At 39.6% G+C, this 18,263-nt stretch carries 16 protein-coding genes; 9 read left to right on the top strand and 7 right to left on the bottom strand.

Annotation, left to right across the window (positions count from 1 at the left end; genetic code table 11):
• Entirely contained in the window at positions 1 to 1,002 is a 1,002-nt protein-coding gene (gene holA, locus IL355_RS06705) for a DNA polymerase III subunit delta (RefSeq protein WP_192461414.1), read from the bottom strand.
• 81 nt (positions 1,003 to 1,083) lie between these two features.
• Here holA and IL355_RS06700 point away from each other — a divergent pair, with 81 nt between their 5' ends.
• The 3 genes from IL355_RS06700 (at position 1,084) to IL355_RS06690 (ending at position 3,504) form a co-directional block, all read left to right on the top strand.
• Positions 1,084 to 1,530: a type I restriction enzyme HsdR N-terminal domain-containing protein gene (locus IL355_RS06700; protein WP_192461413.1), complete on the top strand. Its 447-nt coding sequence runs from the start codon at positions 1,084 to 1,086 to the stop codon at positions 1,528 to 1,530.
• A gap of 12 nt (positions 1,531 to 1,542) precedes the next feature.
• Positions 1,543 to 2,544, top strand: coding sequence for a glycosyltransferase family 2 protein (locus IL355_RS06695; RefSeq protein ID WP_192461412.1), 1,002 nt, complete (start codon positions 1,543 to 1,545; stop codon positions 2,542 to 2,544).
• A gap of 105 nt (positions 2,545 to 2,649) precedes the next feature.
• Positions 2,650 to 3,504: an OmpA/MotB family protein gene (locus tag IL355_RS06690; RefSeq protein ID WP_187457347.1), complete on the top strand. Its 855-nt coding sequence runs from the start codon at positions 2,650 to 2,652 to the stop codon at positions 3,502 to 3,504.
• Positions 3,505 to 3,577: 73 nt separating this feature from the next.
• On the opposite strand, the gene IL355_RS06685 is transcribed toward IL355_RS06690, so the two are convergent.
• From IL355_RS06685 to IL355_RS06670, 4 genes are all read right to left on the bottom strand, one after another.
• Positions 3,578 to 4,198, bottom strand: coding sequence for an L-threonylcarbamoyladenylate synthase (locus IL355_RS06685; RefSeq protein WP_192461411.1), 621 nt, complete (start codon positions 4,196 to 4,198; stop codon positions 3,578 to 3,580).
• A gap of 107 nt (positions 4,199 to 4,305) precedes the next feature.
• Complete coding sequence (locus IL355_RS06680) at positions 4,306 to 4,698, bottom strand: VOC family protein (RefSeq protein WP_225621145.1); 393 nt, start codon at positions 4,696 to 4,698, stop codon at positions 4,306 to 4,308.
• A 77-nt stretch (positions 4,699 to 4,775) separates the two neighbouring features.
• Positions 4,776 to 5,351, bottom strand: coding sequence for a Crp/Fnr family transcriptional regulator (locus tag IL355_RS06675; protein WP_192461410.1), 576 nt, complete (start codon positions 5,349 to 5,351; stop codon positions 4,776 to 4,778).
• Between the two features lie 8 nt (positions 5,352 to 5,359).
• Entirely contained in the window at positions 5,360 to 7,687 is a 2,328-nt protein-coding gene (locus tag IL355_RS06670) for an ATP-dependent helicase (RefSeq protein ID WP_192461409.1), read from the bottom strand.
• A 158-nt stretch (positions 7,688 to 7,845) separates the two neighbouring features.
• On the opposite strand from IL355_RS06670, the gene IL355_RS06665 reads away from it, so the two are divergent.
• The 3 genes from IL355_RS06665 to IL355_RS06655 all read left to right on the top strand — a co-directional run bounded on the left by IL355_RS06665 (position 7,846) and on the right by IL355_RS06655 (position 10,674).
• Entirely contained in the window at positions 7,846 to 9,120 is a 1,275-nt protein-coding gene (locus IL355_RS06665; RefSeq protein ID WP_192461408.1) for an amidohydrolase, read from the top strand.
• 117 nt (positions 9,121 to 9,237) lie between these two features.
• On the top strand, positions 9,238 to 10,005 hold the full coding sequence (locus IL355_RS06660) for an OmpA family protein (RefSeq protein WP_192461407.1): 768 nt from the start codon (positions 9,238 to 9,240) through the stop codon (positions 10,003 to 10,005).
• Between the two features lie 150 nt (positions 10,006 to 10,155).
• On the top strand, positions 10,156 to 10,674 hold the full coding sequence (locus IL355_RS06655) for a DUF7935 family protein (protein ID WP_192461406.1): 519 nt from the start codon (positions 10,156 to 10,158) through the stop codon (positions 10,672 to 10,674).
• 36 nt (positions 10,675 to 10,710) lie between these two features.
• Here IL355_RS06655 and IL355_RS06650 read toward each other — a convergent pair whose 3' ends face one another.
• Both IL355_RS06650 and IL355_RS06645 read right to left on the bottom strand, forming a co-directional pair.
• Positions 10,711 to 11,631, bottom strand: a complete 921-nt coding sequence (locus IL355_RS06650; protein WP_192461405.1) for a patatin-like phospholipase family protein — start codon at positions 11,629 to 11,631, stop codon at positions 10,711 to 10,713.
• Positions 11,628 to 13,688, bottom strand: coding sequence for a M1 family metallopeptidase (locus IL355_RS06645; RefSeq protein ID WP_192461404.1), 2,061 nt, complete (start codon positions 13,686 to 13,688; stop codon positions 11,628 to 11,630). The genes IL355_RS06650 and IL355_RS06645 overlap by 4 nt, the downstream gene beginning before the upstream one ends.
• Positions 13,689 to 13,799: 111 nt before the next feature.
• Between IL355_RS06645 and recG the strand changes: the two genes are divergently transcribed.
• From recG to leuD, 3 genes are all read left to right on the top strand, one after another.
• Complete coding sequence (recG, locus tag IL355_RS06640; protein ID WP_192461403.1) at positions 13,800 to 15,944, top strand: ATP-dependent DNA helicase RecG; 2,145 nt, start codon at positions 13,800 to 13,802, stop codon at positions 15,942 to 15,944.
• Between the two features lie 199 nt (positions 15,945 to 16,143).
• Positions 16,144 to 17,565: a 3-isopropylmalate dehydratase large subunit gene (gene leuC / locus IL355_RS06635; RefSeq protein ID WP_192461402.1), complete on the top strand. Its 1,422-nt coding sequence runs from the start codon at positions 16,144 to 16,146 to the stop codon at positions 17,563 to 17,565.
• Between the two features lie 53 nt (positions 17,566 to 17,618).
• On the top strand, positions 17,619 to 18,215 hold the full coding sequence (gene leuD, locus IL355_RS06630) for a 3-isopropylmalate dehydratase small subunit (RefSeq protein WP_192461401.1): 597 nt from the start codon (positions 17,619 to 17,621) through the stop codon (positions 18,213 to 18,215).
• Positions 18,216 to 18,263: the final 48 nt, after the last annotated feature.

Genomic DNA, 18,263 nt, shown 5'->3' with positions numbered 1-18,263 from the left:
TTAGAAAATCTTTACCAAAAGTTCTTTAAGTAAATCTGCTTGTGTAATGGAGTTGGCACCAACCCCTTTACCCTTCACATCTATCTCCCTTAAATGTGCTACTATGGCACTTACCTTTTTCATGGGATAGTTTTTTGCTGCGGTTTGATATTCGTTTACGAAAAAAGGACTGATCTTTAACGTACTGGCTACACTTTTGGGTGAATGATCCCGAAGTCCATGGTACTGTAAAAGCTGGGCAAAAAAGGTATGCAATAACGAAACTGTTAACACTAAGGGATTGTCTTTGGGGTTCTGGGAAAAGTAATTGATTATTCGCGTGGCTTTTACCACATTGCGCTCTCCAATAGCCTTTTTAAGCTCAAAATTATTGTAATCCTTACTGATTCCTATATGCGTTTCAATATCTGCCGGGGTAATTTCAGATTTTGGGGGAAGTACAAATTGTAGCTTTTCAAGTTCATTGTTGATCCGGCTTAAATCCGTACCTAAAAATTCTGTCAATAAGATGGCCGCCTTATGAGAAATACCGTATCCTTTGCCTTGTAGGTTTTTCCTGATCCACTCAGAAACCTGATTTTCATAAAGTTTTTTACTTTCAAAAAGCACGCCATTGGCTTTTACGGCCTTATAAAGCTTTTTACGTTTGTCCAGTTTCTTGTACTTGTAGCAAATGACCAATACGGTAGTGGGTTGCGGATTGTTTACATAATCCGTTAATTGTTCAATGGTCCTAGAAAGATGTTGCGCCTCTTTTACTATGACAACTTGCCTTTCGGCCATCATGGGATACCGTTTGGCATTCCCTACAATGTCATCAATAGTAACGTCCTTCCCGTACAATACCATTTGATTAAAACCCTTCTCCTCTTCCGCAAGGACATTTTTTTCTATATAGGAAGAAATGGCGTCTATATAATAGGGTTCTTCCCCAAATAAAAAATAAACCGGTTTAAGCGTCCCGTTCTTGACATTTTTTACAATCTCCCTAACTTCATCCATAAATACTTACCCTACTTAATATTTCGCTTTACTTTAGAAATAGAAATTATATTTTTACCCTAGAAAACGTAGATATTTTTAATGCACCCATTAAACTTTCCAGAATACAACTTTCGGTTCAAAAATAGCGAAAATAACTACCTTATTTTTGATGACATTCGCAAAAAGTTCGTCGTTTTACAGCCCGAAGAATGGGTAAGGCAGCACGCTGTTAAATATTTGATGCATCAAAAAAAATATCCAAAAAGCTTGATAAATGTTGAGAAACAGCTAAGCGTCAATGGCTTGACCAAGAGATATGATATTGTCATTTTTCATCCTAATGGAAATATAAACGTACTTATTGAATGTAAAGCTCCTAAAATAGTTATTGACCAAACCACGTTTGATCAAATTGCCCGTTACAATTTACAGTTGCAAGCAGACTATTTGATGGTAACCAACGGATTGGACCATTATTACTGTAAAATGGATTTCGAAGCAGAAAAGTATAGCTTTTTAAGGGATATTCCTGATTTTAGCCGTTAATTTGCCTTCGTTTTGCGTATAGCTGTTGTCATACTTAACTGGAACGGAGAGGTGCTTTTAGAAAGATACCTTAAATCTGTAGTAGATTATTCTGACAACGCTAAAATTTATGTCGTGGACAATGCTTCTACTGATGGATCCGTGGCATATGTTAAAAAGAACTTTCCCCAAGTTTCGGTAATTGTAAACCCGGAAAATGGAGGTTTTACGACTGGGTATAACCAGGGCTTAAAACATATTGATGCAGATATTTACTGTCTTCTAAATTCGGATATTGAGGTTACCCCTAATTGGCTTGAACCTATAGCCGAACTTTTTAATACCAATAAAGAGGTAGCCATTGTACAACCTAAAATACTGGACATGCTCAAAAAAGACCATTTTGAGTACGCTGGTGCTGCAGGCGGATTTATTGACCGACTTGGTTATCCTTTTTGCCGTGGGAGGATATTTCAAGCACTGGAAAAAGATACTGGCCAGTATGATGATACCGTTGAAATTTTTTGGGCGACTGGGGCATGCATGTTCATAAAAAAAGAGGTTTTTTGGGAATTGAACGGCTTTGACGAGACCTATTTTGCACACCAAGAAGAGGTAGATCTTTGTTGGAGGGCCAAGAACAGGGGTTACAAAGTTTTTTATACCGGTAAATCCAAGGTGTATCATTTAGGAGGTTCCACACTTAGTAACATGAACCCTAAAAAAACCTTTTTAAATTTTAGAAACTCCCTGTTTTCCATTACGAAAAACTTACCCAGAAGAAGGGCACTTATCCTAATTTTTACACGACTAATTCTGGATGCCGTGGCGGCTTTTAGGTTTATAATGCAATTTAAGTTTAGGCATTTCCTTGCTATTTTACAGGCTCACCTAAGCTTTTACATCCGTTTTTGGAAAATGTATAGGAAAAGGGAAAAGGTGAAATTTACAAAGAATTACTACCGAACAAAATCCATTGTTTGGTCCCATTTCGTAAATGATATAAAGGATTTTAACAATTTAGTAAAAGATTAACGTAAATAGCAAATGCTAAATTTGGCGTTTATATAATTTTGTCGCTTATTGTCGATGCAAAATCAAATAACAAAAATTAATACTTAGTAACCCACATCACACATTATGAAAAAAATGATTTTAGGTTGTTTAGGTGCAACCCTGCTTTTAGGCTCATGCGTATCTTCTAAAAAATACAATGATCTGGAGGCAAAACACAAAGAAGCTCAAGATTTATTAAATTCCGCAACTGTTAAGTTGAACGACTGTTTGGAAGAGAAAGCAACTGCTGATTCCAGAAATAAAACGTTGGCCGATCAAAATGCTTTCTTAAAAGCAAACAATCAAGAGTTGATCAACAACATGGGTAACCTTACCACTCTAACCACCAAAGGTGCCGAGAACTTGGAAAAATCTTTGGAAAGCTTAAAAGAGAAGGATCTTACAATTCGTAAGTTACAAGATGCCATCACAAGAAGAGATTCCGTGAACTTGGCATTGGTACAAAGCTTGAAAGGAGTTTTGGGTAATTTAGATGATGAAGACATTGAAATTAGTGTTGAAAAAGGAGTTGTTTTCGTTTCTATCTCAGACAAATTGTTATTTAGCAGCGGAAGCTACAACGTAACTAGAAAGGCTAGAGAAGTATTGGGTAAAGTTGCTCAAGTTGTTAATAACAAGCCAGATTTCGAATTTATGGTAGAAGGTCACACAGATGACGTACCTTACGGAAGACACGGAAACCTTTTGGATAACTGGGATTTGAGTGTTAAGCGTGCAACTTCTGTCGTGAGAATACTTCAGAACGACTTTAACGTAGATCCTAAGCGTATGACCGCTGCAGGTAGATCGGAATACATTCCTGTTTCTCCAACCGAGAAATCTAAAAACAGAAGAACAAGAATCGTTGTTCTACCTAAAATCGATCAATTCTATAGTATGATCGAAGAAGGAATGAAAGATCCAGCTATCAATAACTAAGATAGTTTCTGAAAAAATAAATAAAGCCGTAACCTTAAAAGTTGCGGCTTTTTTGTTTTCCAAATTTTAAAATTTAAAAAATATCTAGGCTTCCCTTTCCTTCCCTTACCACAAAAGGCTCACTTTCAGATAAGTCAATTACCGTGGAGGCCACATTGTCCCCGTAACCTCCATCAATTACCATATCCACTAGGTTTTGCCATTTTTCAAAAATGAGCTCTGGATCGGTAGTATACTCCAAAACTTCATCTTCATCCCTAATGGAAGTGGAAACAATGGGATTTCCAAGCCCTTCAACCAATGCTTTGGCTATGTTGTTGTTTGGAACCCTAATACCTACCGTCTTTTTCTTTTTAAAATCCTTGGGTAAGTTATTGTTTCCTGGCAAGATAAAGGTATAAGGGCCCGGGAGGGCCCTTTTTAATATTTTAAATGTTCCGGTATCTATTTGCCTTACATAATCTGAAAGGTTACTTAAATCAGCACATATAAAGGACCAATTGGCCTTTGCCAGTTTAATTCCTTTAATTCTTGCTATTTTCTCCAAGGCCCTAGAATTGGTGATATCGCAACCGAGACCATAAACCGTATCCGTTGGGTATATAATAAGTCCACCCTTTCGCAATACCTCTACAACTTTGGCTACTTCCTTTGGGTTTGGGTTTTCTTCGTATATCCTGATGAGTTCCGCCATGGAAATGCTTATTAAATTCCATACCAAAATAAAACTTTTTACGATTATATAAATCGCTAAAAGATTTACTATTAGCCCAATTCAATAAGGACACCATAGTTTTTGCCCTATTTTAGAGAATGTAGCCCAAACATATTACCTTCCGTATCACTACCAAGACTAATAAAACCATATTCACCAATGCTCATTTTAGTTTTAAAAACTTTTCCTCCGGCAGCCTCAATCCGTCCTTCTTCCACCGAGCAATCTTCACACGAGAAATAGACCAAGGTGCTATTTCCCCCTGCCTTTAATCCATCCATATATACCAAAGCACCTGAAGCACCGTATTGTTGCATATCGGATGGAAAAGAACGCATCATAATTTTCTCCTCAGAGTCTTTAGCGGGATCCGCTAGGATTTCCAGATTTACCTGAAGGATATTCTCATAAAATTTTTGTGCTCGGTCCATATCATCAACATAGATTTCGAACCAGCCTACGGGATTTTTAATTTCCATTTTTTTAGGTTTTAAATTATGGAAACAAGGTAGGCCATTAAAAAAGTGAAATACTTGACCTAGGGCAAGAAATGAAATTACCGTACTTTTCTAATTCTACTTAGTGTACTGTCCGTAATTCCCAAGTAGGAAGCAATATGTTTTAAGGGAGCCATTTTACCAACGGTGGGCTTTTCCTTTAAAAGACGTTCATACCTTTCCCTAGCGCTTTCTACCCTCATTAGGGTTGAACGGTTTTTAAAGGAAAAAAGGCTGCTGGACATCCAGGAACGGCCCCATTCACTAAATCCTCCCAACTTATGAAAAAGCTCTTGAAAATCTGTAAAATCAATTTTATAGGCGACACTATCGGTAAGTGCTTCAATATTTTCTTGTGTAGGTATTCGTTGAAACAAGGAAGAAACCTCAATAAGAATATCATTTTCGCTAAAAAAATCGATCGTTATATCGTTCCCTTGATAATCATGCACAAAAGAACGGAAAAGTCCCTTTTCTAAAATGTAATATTCATTGAGAATTTCGCCTTTTTGGAGTATGAAATCCCCTTTTTTAAATGAAACCTTTTCATGAACTGCAGCCAGTTTTTGAATATCTTCAATACCTAAATCCGGATGTTGATAGATTCTACTTAAGTACCGAACCTTTTCTTCCATAGCAGTCCCTATCCAACAACCTCCAATTTGGCAAAGCGAAGCAAAAGCTTTTTAATATCTCCTTGATCAAATTGAATTTCGGCTTTCTTATCATTGCCTACGCCTTCAATCTTTAGCACCTTGCCCCTACCAAATCTGGTATGGTTTACCAATGATCCTTCTTCAAGATTGGGATCTATTTTGTTGGTGTTACCCACAGGATTCGATAATTCCGGCTTTAATTTTCTCAATTTTCTCAATTGAGATTCATTAGGTTTTTTAGTAGTTGGAGGTGTGCCAGCTACTGGTTTTGTTTGGCGCAATCTACTTTTATCTACCTCTCCAAAAATATCGGAATCCACTAAAGGCTTGTAGCGATAACCGGTATCGATAGGCGTTAGATTTTCCACATATTTTTCATCAATCTCCTCCAAAAACCTGCTCGGCTCGGCATCGATCAATTTTCCCCAACGATATCGGTTCTGTGTATAAGTGAGGTATGCCTGCTTTTCGGCACGGGTAAGTGCCACGTAAAAAAGTCTTCTTTCCTCTTCCAGTTCACTGCGGGTATTCATACTCATGGCAGAGGGAAAAAGATCTTCTTCCATACCAACGATATAGACATAAGGAAATTCCAGTCCTTTTGCCAAATGAATGGTCATTAGGGCTACGCGGTCATCATCTCCTGTATCATTGTCCAAATCGGTCGCAAGCGCCACATCTTCCAAGAATTCCGAAAGGTCTCCGGTTGCATCGGCAATTTCCTTCTGGCCTTCTACAAAATCCTTAATACCGTTTAAAAGTTCTTCTATGTTTTCCATTCGGGCAATACCCTCAGGGGTTCCATCTTTTTTAAACTCTAGAAGAAGTCCGGTTTTTTTTGACACATGCTCTGCCAACGCAAAAGCATCGGCCCCCTCGTTCATGATCTGAAAGCTTTTGATCATGGTCACAAAATCTTCCAATTTGCGTCTGGTACCGGCATTAATGTTTAAATTGAGTTTCCCCAAATGTTCCATTACTTCAAAAATGGAACGGTTATAATGATTGGCCGCTACGGTCAACTTATCTACCGTAGTCTGGCCTATTCCCCTAGCCGGAAAATTGATGACCCGCTTCAAGGCTTCCTCATCCTTTGGGTTCACTATCAACCTCAAGTAACTAAGAACATCCTTTATTTCCTTACGCTGGTAAAAAGAAAGGCCACCATAAATTCTATAAGGAATGTCGCGCTTCCTTAAGGCATCTTCAATTGCCCTTGATTGGGAGTTGGTGCGATAAAGAACGGCAAAATCGCCATTGGGCACGTGTTGGTTCATACGGGTATCCCAAATACCACTTGCTACATACCGGCCTTCTTCCGCATCTGTAGAGCTTCTATGCACCTTTATCAAAGGACCGTCATCATTATCTGTCCAAACCGATTTTTCCAATTGGTTCTTATTCTTTGCGATAATTGAATTAGCCGCATTTACAATATTCCGGGTAGAACGATAATTTTGCTCCAAACGGTACATGGCCACATTATCGTAATCTCTTTGAAAATTCAGGATATTACTAATATTGGCGCCCCTAAAGGAATAAATACTCTGTGCATCATCCCCCACCACACAAATATTTTGGTAGCGATCGGCCAAGGCCTTTACTATTAAGTACTGGGAGTGGTTGGTATCTTGGTACTCATCTACCAAAATATATTTAAACCGCTCTTGGTACTTCATCAGTACTTCCGGAAAACGATTTAAAAGCTCGTTGGTTCTCAATAATAAATCATCAAAATCCATGGCACCGGCCTTAAAGCAGCGATCTACATAATTCTGATATATCTCCCCCAATCTGGGTCTTTTGGCCATTGCATCGGCCTCCATTAATTCGGGATTCTGAAAATAGGCCTTAACCGTAATAAGGCTGTTTTTATAGGACGATATCCTATTTTGAACTTGTTTGTACTTATAAACGTCCTTGTCCAATCCCATTTCCTTGATTATGGAAGCGATCAACCTTTGGGAGTCTTGGGTATCATAGATGGTGAAATTGCTAGGAAAGCCCAAATGGCTACCATCAAATCGTAATAATTTGGCGAATACAGAGTGAAAAGTACCCATCCACAGGTTTTTTGCCTCGGAATTACCAACTATCTGGGCAATACGGGCTTTCATTTCACGAGCCGCCTTATTGGTAAAGGTCAGGGCCAATATATTGAAGGAATCTACCCCTTGTGCCATGAGATGGGCAATACGATACGTTAATACACGTGTTTTTCCAGATCCAGCACCGGCAATTACCATTAACGGACCATCTTTATGAAGTACCGGAGCCTTTTGGGCATCATTTAACTCATCAACAAAATTCTTCAAACCTAAACCTTCTTTTTAGCGTTGTGAATTTAGCCATTATTGGGCTTATGGTAAAATCTACAGCTTAATTCTAAGGATATTCTTATCAACACCTAAAATTGTCTTCGGGAATAGGTCAATCGCCCATCAGTATGTATATTTAAGTAACTTTTTTAATTATGAGAATACTTTTAATTACCATTTTGACCTTCTGTGGTGGATCGTTATTTGCGCAAAATCTGAGATTTGAAAAAGACTATAAAAAGATTGAGTCTAAAGTGATCGAATGGCGAAGGGAAATCCATAAAAACCCAGAACTGTCCAACAGGGAGTTTAAAACTGCTGAAAAGATAGCCAAACACTTGGAGTCCTTGGGAATGGAAGTACATACAGGTATTGCACATACAGGTGTGGTAGGGATTTTAAAAGGCAAAAAAAATGGAAAAACCATTGCCCTAAGAGCGGATATGGATGCTTTGCCGGTTCCTGAGCGCAACAACTTGCCTTTTAAATCTACAGTAAAAGCCGAGTTTAAAGGGGAGATGGTTCCTGTGATGCATGCCTGCGGACATGATTCACATGTGGCCATCTTAATGGGGGTAGCCGAGATTTTATCGAAACACAAAGACCAAATTAACGGTACTATTAAATTTATTTTTCAACCCGCGGAAGAAGGCCCACCACCGGGAGAAGAAGGCGGTGCTTCCCTTATGATCAAAGAAGGGGTATTAAAAAATCCGGATGTGGAAGCCATTTTCGGACTCCATATTAATTCTCAAACCCCGGTTGGTGTTATTAGGTACAAGCCTGGCGGTACCATGGCTGCTGTTCAGCACTTCACAATAAACGTTAAGGGCAAACAAAGTCACGGTTCGCAACCTTGGTCGGGCATCGACCCCATACTCATCAGTGCAAAGATTATTGATGGTCTGCAGACCATTATTAGTCGTGAAGCAGAACTTACCAACGAGGCCGCCGTCATTACAGTGGGTAAAATAACCAGCGGCGTGCGCTTTAACATTATTCCCGAAACAGCAGAAATGATCGGAACAGTACGTACGTTGGACTATGATATGAAAGAACAAATTACCAGACGCATGCAAGAAATGGTCCCTACGATAGCCAAGGCTTATGGCGGAAACGCCTCCATCATCTTTAAGGATAATACGGATATTACCTATAATGATCTTTCCTTAACGGAACGGGTAATTCCTTCCTTAAAAAAAGTAGCCGGAGATAGAAATGTACAGCTTCAAAAGGCGGTAACCGGCGGTGAGGATTTTTCATACTACCAAAATAAAATTCCTGGTTTTTTCTTCTTTTTAGGGGGAATGACTCCGGGAAATACAGAATCTTTTCCGCACCACACACCGGATTTCATGATTGATGATAGCGGACTCTTATTGGGAGTGAAAGCTTTGACCGAAATGAGTTTGGATTATTTGGAGAACTAATCATAAATGCCGATCACCGATTTTATTTAAGGTATTTTCACAGGAAAGGAATAAAATATATTTTTGTGCCCAATAAATTGTAACGAACCTTAGAAGGTTCATAATTAATCCCCATCAATGAAAAATTATTTTCTAGCGATATTTTTACTTGCTTTTTCACTTACTAGCCTTCATGCTCAACGCAAGAGTGATCTGATTGCTGAAATTGACGAATTAAAATCACAATTGGATAGCGTAAACAGTGAATTGCTGGAGTCCAAAAAAACGGAGCGTATTGCAACGGACAAAGCCAACTCTTATGAAAGTCAGGTAACGGAACTTCAAGATGCCAATAATACACTAATGCAGAATATGAAAAGTTTTGCTGAGGTATCTAACAAGAACAGTAATATAGTTACCAGCGCGATGGCCAGTTTAGAGGCCAAGGAAAATCAGCTAAAAGCCATAAAGGATGCCATTAGCAGTAATGATTCTACGGCGATTGTCATTTTGACCAATGTAAAGCAAACCATGGGAGAAAATGCCAAAATATCCGTGGCCAATGGAGGCGTAGTTGTTTCAAATACCCTAAACGGACTTTTTGGAAGCGATACGGGAGACCAACTTACCGCTGAAGGAGCTTCTTGGGCGGAGAAAATCGCACAAATTTTAGCAGCCAATCCAAAAGCGAATGTGACGGTTGAAGGTTTAAGTATGACGGGAGATATCCATATTCCCGCTCAGCAAGCCTTATCGGTAGCCCGAAAACTAAAGGAAGCCGGTGTAGAAGCGGAACGTGTGGCCAGTTTAGGACGTGACGGTAACTTAAAAGAAGGGATTCAGGTAATCATCCATCCAGCCTATGGTGCTTTTTATGATATGGTGCGTGAGGAGATGAAGAAGTAAATTAGATTGAAATTTATAATGTATAAGGCCGTATTTTTAATGCGGCCTTACTTTTTTCTATATTTTTCATCATACTTTTTTTAAAAATCAATCGTTCTCTAAACAAAGTAATCGGCCTTAATCTTTTTCGGCCTAAAACCACCCAAAATCATGTCTGGAGAAACTATTTTACAATTTTTCGGTTTTCTATTACCCGCTGTAGTCACCGGTTTGGTGGCCTTCTACTTTTTTAGGCTTCACACACGTAATGAAGAAGGGAGAAGACGTTTTCTTTTACATAAGGATACCCAAAAAAACACCTTACCTATTCGTCTACAAGCCTATGAACGAATGGCCTTGTTTTTAGAACGTATTGCTATTCCCAGCTTGGTAGTGCGTGTAGCACCCAAATCAGGTAATAAAAACGACTATGAGCAACTTTTGATCAGAACCATTGAAACGGAATTTGACCATAACCTATCGCAACAAATCTACATGACAGATGAATGTTGGAACGTTATCAAAGCGGCCAAAAGCGCTACGGTGCAAATGATCAGAAAAGCTGCTATGAGCGAAACGGATGCTGCGGACAAACTCCGGGAAGATATCCTTACAGAAACTATGGATAAAGAGTCCCCATCTGCTACTGCACTTTCCTTTGTGAAAAAGGAAGTTGGCGAGCTCTGGTAAAACCCTGAAAATAAAATATAAAATAGGCGGAGTATTTTAGAGTACTTCGCCTTTTTCTGGTTCTATCTGATTGAGTTCCGTATTCTTGAATTTAGCAAAGTTATAGCCTCTCTCCCACCATGCGGTCATTTTTTCCTTGTCAAAGACCAAAGAATTGGTCGTAAGAACCGTGGGGGTATAGTAAAAATTGATAATAGCCTCATTATGGCCGGCTGCGTACTTTCCTATTTTAATATTCTGAAATTCAATCCGGTCCAACATAAACTCGAACATAGTTGTTAAAAGGGAAAATGCGTTTTTAGAGGGCAACCTATTTAAATGGGTCACTTCGGTTTGCAATACGATCACATCAATTTCTTTGGCGCCCCTTCTCACCGCTTCCTCAATAGGTACCATGTTCCCCAAGCCGCCATCGGCATATTCACATCCGTTTTTTCGAACCAAGCTCATAAAGGGAGTGTAATTACAGGAAATCCACACCCATTCTACAAAATCTTCATATGAAAAATCATTGATGGACTTATATTCCACTTGGTTCAGGGATAAATTGGAAACGGTAACAATTATATTTTTAGGACCGTTTTTTAAAGCTTGAAACTCCTCCTTAGTAAGCGTATTCTTGATAAGTGTATGCAGGTTCTTACTCTCCCCAAAAGTTTTTCGGCCTCGGTAAAAGTTTTTTAAAACATTCCAGTGATTGATACCAATATTATGGACTCCGTGCTTCTTTTGGATGGTAAAAGGACAATTACTAAAAATACTATCCTGATTGACAGAAGTATAAATCTCCCTTATTTTGTCTATTTTCTGAAGCGCCAAATGACTAATGAGCAAGCTACCCGTCGAGGTTCCTAAAAAAAGGTCATAATCGTGCTTTTTTTCTTGCATAAGATATTGGGCGACACCGCCCGCAAAAGCGCCCTTGCTTCCTCCTCCCGAAATGACCAAAGCTCTCATTTTGTATCCAATTTGCTTTTCATATAACGTAATTCCCCGCTATTTAGTTTTTTAAAAACCATCGATATTCTCTTCTCGTAAGTATCTTCTTTAAGAAGCTGTTCTATTAAATTTCGGGCATATTTTTTAAACTGCCAACTGTGATGCTCAGTGGACATTATTAGATGCTCCAAGGATTTTTCGGTAAAACCTAATTCAGAAAAGTACTGAAACGCCCCAAGACGTATTTCCCAAGTATAGGCCTGAGAAGTATACTCTTCTAATTCAGCAATAAATTTTGGGGTGTTTTGAGGTTCAAAATCGGGTGTTATAATCGCTAAAGTCAACCATAGCAAGCGTACATTTTTATTGGGAAGACCCTCTATATCTTTGGTGGCTTCCAAGTACTTTTTTCGATTTTCAGGAAATTGGGACCATAATTTATAAATTGCCAATTCTTTGGTAATATAACTATCGTCCGCTAGATAGGTGACCAACGACGTTTCCAGTTTCTGAGGAATGTTTTCTAAAAGTTGTATTGCTTTTTGACGGGTAAGCACGTCCACTTTTTTGGTGAGCTCCAGAAGTTCTTCACTCGAAAGTTCCGATTTAAACTTCTCCAAAAGGGCTATTTTCAATTGATGGGGGTGTTCTTCTTCCAAAAAGCTACCTAAGCTTTCCTTTTTAATTTCTTCGGAATAAAACAACCTTATTGAAGGACACTTAGCAATAAGTAAAGTCCGTGCTTCTTCCCACAAAAACTCCGTGCCGTTTAACCAGCTACTCTTAAAGTCTGATAAGTCGGTTTGACCGGCATTTTCAATTTCAGTTAGAAAATCATCAACCGTCACATTCCTGAAGGCATATTTTTCCAAATAATTGGCTACCCCTTTTTTTAATACCTCTTCCCCTACTCTTTCCCTTAAAATCACCAATGCCCAAGCTCCTTTTTCATAAAACGTAAGGCTACTCGCTTTTGGGTCGGTCAATGCTTGCCCTACGTCAGCATCCGATATCCGTTGAAGTTCTTGTGCGGTTACCCACAATTTCCAATAAAAATAATCGTCTCCAAAAATCTCCCTTTCTGCTAAATAGGCGTAAAAAGTGGCAAATCCTTCATGTAGCCAATGGTGATTACCATCTTTTTCGGTTACCAGATTCCCAAACCACTGATGGGCCAATTCATGAGCATTTACATTTACATAGTTTTTATCGACAAAGGCGATAGAATCGATCATATAGCCATCGGAAAAAATAGTCGTTCCCGTATTTTCCATTCCCGCATATAAAAAATCACGTACTGGTACCTGCTTATAATTTTGCCATGGATAAGCGACACCTATTTCCTCCTCTAAAAAATTGAAAATTTCTTGGGTGTAACGGTAGGTAGGTTCTACTCTTACACTATCTTTTGGTAGGTGAAAATTTTCGATAGCCACACCACTGTTGGAGGTCAGTTCTTGCTTTTGATATTTTCCAGCGGCAAAAGCCAAGAGATAACTACTCATGGGGTTTTGCATATCAAACTTCCATAGGGTCTTATTAAGGCTATCTTTTTGAGAGAGGAGTTTGCCATTTGCAATCACCTTATAACCTTTAGGAACCAAAATTTTCAGGTCAAAAATTACTTTTTCCTGCATCTCATCAAAACTAGGCAACCAATGCCGGGTGTACTTTCCCTGACCTTGGGTCCAGATTTGCTCATTATCTTTAATATCATCGTCCCATCCCAAAAAATAAAGTGTCTGCTTAGGCTGCGCCGAATAGGTTGTGGTCAATTGATAAGTACGACCCTTTCTAAATTTATACGGAATGATTAATTTTTCTTCTGTAGCCCGAAACTTTATTTTCTTATTATTCAAGAGAACCTTAAAAAATTGCATTTGATGCGCATCCAAAAAGACTGAATCCACATTTGCCAATACCGTAAACTGATAGGTAACCGTACCTTTTACGGCCTTCTCAAAAGGAAGAGGCTCCACCAAAACTTTGGCTTCAGTAAAGTTTACTTTATCTTGATTCTGAGCATAAAGAGAGCTCACCAATAATAAAAAAAACGGAAAAAAAATTCGGGTCATATAGAGTTTAACTCAAAAGCTGAACCAAATTTAACCTTTTTAATAAGGTAAAGAAGAAACCCTCGTCCACATAGTGTTGCTAATCTTTTACCGAACTCCTATTTTAGTCGCATGAATATACCAAACCTGCAAACTCCCATTGTTTACCTAAAAGGGGTTGGCCCCAACCGGGCGGAAACCCTGCAGTCAGAATTGGGTATTCACACCTATCAAGATCTACTTAATCTATTTCCCAACCGGTATCTTGATAAAACCCAGTACTACAAAATTGGCCAGCTACAGCGTAGCAATGCCGATGTTCAAATAGCAGGTAAAATCGTCAACATAAAAACGGTAGAACAAAAAAGGGGCAAGAGATTGGTGGCCACCTTTGTGGATGATACCGGTGATATGGAACTGGTATGGTTCCGTGGACAAAAATGGATTCGCGAAAACCTGAAATTGAATACTGCGTATGTCATTTTTGGTCGCTGTAATTGGTTCAATGGGAAATTTTCGATGCCCCACCCGGACATGGAACTGCTTACCGAACACCAAAAAGGATTAAAAGTGGGTATGCAACCTATTTATCCCTCCACCGAAAAACTAAGCAATAAGGGCATTACAAATAGGGTCGTCAGTAAAATGATGCAGCAATTGTTTTTGGAGACGAAAGCCAGGTTTTCCGAACCCCTTTCAGATAACATCCTTCAAGAATTACATCTTTTACCAAAAGCTGAATCGCTTTTAAATATTCATTTCCCTAAAAACCAAGAGTTACTGGCAAAAGCGCAATTCCGTTTAAAATTTGAAGAGCTCTTCTTTATACAATTACAATTGCTCACCAAAAAGGCCTTGAGGCAGCAAAAAATTAAGGGACTGCCTTTTGATCAGGTGGGTGAGTATTTTAAAGAATTTTACGACCATCACTTGCCTTTTGAGCTGACAGGAGCCCAAAAACGAGTTATTAAAGAAATAAGACATGATTTGGGCAGCAATGCCCAAATGAACCGACTGTTGCAAGGCGACGTTGGTTCTGGTAAAACGATTGTTGGGGTAATGACCATGCTATTGGCTATCGACAACGGCTACCAAGCTTGTTTAATGGCCCCGACAGAAATTTTGGCAAACCAGCATTATTCGGGCATCAAGGAACTTTTGGATAAAGTAGGACTCCATTGTGCCTTGTTGACAGGCTCTACGAAAAAATCGGAACGGACCGTAATTCATTCCAATTTAGAAAACGGCAGCCTGCATATTTTGGTCGGCACCCATGCGCTATTGGAAGACAAGGTCCAATTTCAAAACCTAGGCTTGGCCATTATTGACGAACAACACCGTTTTGGGGTAGCACAAAGAGCCAAACTATGGCACAAAGGCGGCACTCCTCAAAACACGGATAATGAAACTTCAGCAGGGTCCCTACCCCCACATATTTTGGTGATGACCGCCACTCCTATTCCAAGAACATTGGCCATGAGCTTGTACGGAGATTTGGACATTTCGGTAATTGATGAGCTTCCGCCAGGTAGAAAACCGGTAAAAACAGTGCATCGGTTTGATTCCAATCGCTTAAAAGTTTTTGGTTTCGTAAGGGACGAAATCAAAAAAGGCCGTCAGGTATACGTGGTTTATCCACTCATACAGGAATCCGAAGCATTGGATTACAAAGATTTAATGGACGGTTATGAAAGCATTGCTCGTGATTTTCCCATGCCCAATTATCAAATTTCCATTGTACATGGGCAGATGAAACCCGCCGATAAAGATTATGAGATGGACCGCTTCGTACGGGGGGAAACTCAAATCATGGTGGCTACAACCGTAATAGAAGTTGGTGTAAACGTACCCAACGCCTCCGTGATGATTATTGAAAGTGCCGAAAGATTCGGGCTTTCACAATTACATCAATTAAGGGGACGTGTAGGTCGTGGTGCGGACCAGAGTTACTGTATTTTAATGACCGGACATAAACTTTCCGAAGAAAGCAAAACACGGTTACATACCATGACACAAACCAACGATGGATTTGAAATTGCCGAAGTTGATTTGAAACTAAGGGGGCCAGGAGATATTATGGGAACCCAACAAAGCGGTGTCCTTAATCTTAAAATTGCCGATATTGTCAAAGACAACGATATCTTAAAAACTGCAAGGCATTACGCCATTCAAATACTTAAGGCCGACCCTAGATTGGAAAAACCGGAAAATTTACCGATTCGTCACGCCTATTCACAAATTGTGAAACATAAAAATATTTGGAATTATATTAGTTAGAATTCATTAAATAGAGCTAAGCTTATAAATAAAGAACCTCGCACATTTCCACGCAACTACCACATCTTTAGATAAAAAGAAAGTAAAATATAAATACGAAAATAGCTTGATTTGAGTTTGAACATCGTAATTTTTAGAGGTTATAATTTCTAAAAAACGAGGTGTTTCATTAGATTTGTTAGCTTAGAATTGAAAGACTATGAGTGCTAAAAAAACATTGTTTGATAAAGTGTGGGATTCCCATGTGGTCCACCAAATAGAAGACGGCCCAGATGTGCTGTTCATAGACCGCCATATGGTACACGAGGTTACCAGCCCCGTTGCCTTTCTTGGTTTAAAAAATAGAAGTATCGGGGTTATGCACCCTGAAAAAACATTTGCCACCGCAGATCATAACACGCCTACCCTTAACCAACACCTTCCGGTGGAGGATCCACTTTCGGCCAACCAGCTTAAAATGTTGGAAGAAAATGCCAATGAGCATGGTATTTCTTATTGGGGACTGGGACACCAAAAAAATGGTATTGTTCACGTAGTTGGTCCTGAATACGGTATTACCGTTCCTGGGGCTACCATCGTTTGTGGAGATTCACACACCTCTACCCACGGTGCTTTTGGCGCCATAGCATTTGGTATAGGAACTTCAGAAGTAGAAATGGTATTGGCCACCCAATGTATCATGCAGCCAAAACCAAAAAGAATGCGCATCAATATCACGGGAGAACTTCAGTACGGGGTTACACCTAAGGATGTTGCTTTGTTCATCATTTCACAATTGACTACTTCCGGTGCAACCGGATATTTTGTAGAATATGCGGGGGATGTGTTCAAAAACATGAGCATGGAAGGCCGTATGACGGTCTGTAACCTGAGTATAGAAATGGGTGCCCGTGGAGGGATGATTGCTCCTGACCAGACTACTTTTGATTATATCAAGGGAAGGGAATTTACTCCTGAAGGAGCTGCCTGGGATACCGCAATGGAATATTGGGAAACCCTTTATACCGATGCCGATGCCATTTTTGATAAGGAACTGACTTTTGACGGAACCCTAATAGAGCCTATGATTACCTACGGTACCAATCCGGGTATGGGCATGGGCATAAGCAAATCGATTCCTACCTTCGACGAAACCCAAGGAGGTGCCGCAACCTATAAGAAGTCTTTGGATTACATGAAATTTGGTGAGGGCGATGCCATGATCGGGAAACCTATCGACTATGTTTTCATAGGAAGTTGCACTAACGGTAGAATAGAGGATTTCCGCGCTTTCGCCTCGATTGTGAAAGGAAGAAAAATAGCGGACAATGTTACGGCATGGTTGGTTCCCGGAAGTCACAAAGTGGAAGCCGCTATAAAAGAAGAAGGTCTATTGGATATTTTTACTGAAGCCGGTTTTGAGCTCAGAGAGCCTGGTTGTTCCGCCTGTTTGGCAATGAACGACGATAAGATTCCCGCCGGTAAATTGGCCGTGAGTACTTCCAATAGAAATTTTGAGGGAAGACAAGGTCCAGGGTCCAGAACGCTTTTGGCCAGTCCGTTGGTGGCAGCCGCCGCAGCGGTTACCGGAAAAGTAACGGACCCTAGAGAATTATTACAAGAAGAAGCAATAGCTGGTTAATAACCAAATGTCGGTGGTCATTTTACAAACCATCGACCCAAACAAAAAGAAAAATGGCTTACGATAAATTTAATGTTTTAACCTCCTCAGCGGTACCGCTACCCATTGAAAATGTGGATACGGACCAGATAATTCCTGCACGCTTTTTAAAGGCGACGGAAAGAAAAGGTTTTGGAGATAATTTATTTAGAGACTGGAGGTACAATCAAGATAATACTCCTAAAAAAGACTTCATCCTCAACAACCCTATTTATAGCGGACAAATTTTGGTGGGTGGTAAGAACTTCGGTTCTGGTTCTTCCCGTGAACACGCTGCTTGGGCAGTGTATGATTATGGATTCCGCTGTGTAATTTCCAGCTTTTTCGCGGATATCTTTAGAAACAACTGCTTGAACATTGGTGTTCTACCCGTACAAGTTAGTGCCGCTTTTCTACAGAAAATCTTCGGGGAAATTGAAAAAGACCCCAATGCCCAGTTTGAAGTAAATCTTCCTGAGCAAAAAGTGACCATTTTGGCCACGGGCGAAAGCGAGTCTTTTGACATCAACAAATACAAAAAAGGCAATATGACCAATGGTTTCGATGATATTGACTATCTATTGAACATTAAGGGGGATATTGAAAAATTTGCTGAACAAAGACCGTTTTAAGAGCTTAGATATTTAAGGATTCTAAGAAATAGGGAGACCTAATAACCG

The sequence above is a fragment of the Euzebyella saccharophila genome, from assembly GCF_014855495.1.
In the GTDB taxonomy this organism is placed as follows: Bacteria; Bacteroidota; Bacteroidia; order Flavobacteriales; family Flavobacteriaceae; genus Euzebyella; species Euzebyella saccharophila.
The sequence above is the reverse complement of the archived record's forward strand: the minus strand, read 5'-3'. Positions and strand labels throughout refer to the sequence as shown.

Excerpts from the sequence above, each read along its gene's own strand:
- IL355_RS06675 (WP_192461410.1), bottom strand. The coding sequence starts at position 5,351 with ATGGAAGAAAAGGTTCGGTACTTAAGTAGAATCTATCAACATCCGGAT.
- IL355_RS06680 (WP_225621145.1), bottom strand. The coding sequence starts at position 4,698 with ATGGAAATTAAAAATCCCGTAGGCTGGTTCGAAATCTATGTTGATGAT.
- recG (WP_192461403.1), top strand. The coding sequence starts at position 13,800 with ATGAATATACCAAACCTGCAAACTCCCATTGTTTACCTAAAAGGGGTT.
- IL355_RS06700 (WP_192461413.1), top strand. The coding sequence starts at position 1,084 with ATGCACCCATTAAACTTTCCAGAATACAACTTTCGGTTCAAAAATAGC.
- IL355_RS06690 (WP_187457347.1), top strand. The coding sequence starts at position 2,650 with ATGAAAAAAATGATTTTAGGTTGTTTAGGTGCAACCCTGCTTTTAGGC.
- IL355_RS06660 (WP_192461407.1), top strand. The coding sequence starts at position 9,238 with ATGAAAAATTATTTTCTAGCGATATTTTTACTTGCTTTTTCACTTACT.
- IL355_RS06650 (WP_192461405.1), bottom strand. The coding sequence starts at position 11,631 with ATGAGAGCTTTGGTCATTTCGGGAGGAGGAAGCAAGGGCGCTTTTGCG.
- leuC (WP_192461402.1), top strand. The coding sequence starts at position 16,144 with ATGAGTGCTAAAAAAACATTGTTTGATAAAGTGTGGGATTCCCATGTG.
- IL355_RS06665 (WP_192461408.1), top strand. The coding sequence starts at position 7,846 with ATGAGAATACTTTTAATTACCATTTTGACCTTCTGTGGTGGATCGTTA.
- IL355_RS06685 (WP_192461411.1), bottom strand. The coding sequence starts at position 4,198 with ATGGCGGAACTCATCAGGATATACGAAGAAAACCCAAACCCAAAGGAA.
- IL355_RS06655 (WP_192461406.1), top strand. The coding sequence starts at position 10,156 with ATGTCTGGAGAAACTATTTTACAATTTTTCGGTTTTCTATTACCCGCT.
- holA (WP_192461414.1), bottom strand. The coding sequence starts at position 1,002 with ATGGATGAAGTTAGGGAGATTGTAAAAAATGTCAAGAACGGGACGCTT.
- IL355_RS06645 (WP_192461404.1), bottom strand. The coding sequence starts at position 13,688 with ATGACCCGAATTTTTTTTCCGTTTTTTTTATTATTGGTGAGCTCTCTT.
- leuD (WP_192461401.1), top strand. The coding sequence starts at position 17,619 with ATGGCTTACGATAAATTTAATGTTTTAACCTCCTCAGCGGTACCGCTA.